Annotated in this window: 1 protein-coding gene; it reads right to left on the bottom strand. The window is 56.6% G+C overall.

Translation table 11 applies throughout. From position 1 onward, the window contains the following. Nucleotides 1-459, bottom strand: a 459-nt coding sequence (hisG, locus tag ACU8YC_RS27185) for an ATP phosphoribosyltransferase (protein ID WP_446896285.1), incomplete at both ends; no start/stop codon positions are given.

The raw sequence follows: 459 nt of genomic DNA, 5'->3' as shown, positions 1-459 counted from the left end.
AAGCAATATGTCGATTAGCTGTTGCTTGGCGTCGGCCATTTCGCCATCACGCTGAATCAGGCAGGCTTTAGAGCGGTAAATGACTTCCGCTTCACGCAGACCGTTGGCCTCAAGCGTCGCGCCGGTTGACACCAGATCGCAAATCGCAGCAGCCAGGCCTGCGCGGGGGGCGACTTCGACTGAACCGTTTAGCAGACAGGATTTAAACGACACCCCTTTTTGATCGAGATAACGTTTGAGCAGGTGTGGGTAAGAGGTCGCGATACGGTTACCGTTCAGCGCAGCTGGGCCATCCCAGGCTTCATCAACCGGGGTTGCCAGCGAAAGACGGCAGCCGCCGAAGTCCAGACGACGCAGGGTAAAATAGCGAGGATCTTCACCGTGTGCCCGGCGGTTGAGCAATTCCTCTTCGAGAACGTTTTCCCCGATGATGCCGAGGTCAACAACGCCATCCATCAC

Source organism: Citrobacter sp. VF227, assembly GCF_052950715.1.
Note: the sequence above shows the minus strand (reverse complement) of the source record. Positions and strands in the feature narration are given on the sequence as shown.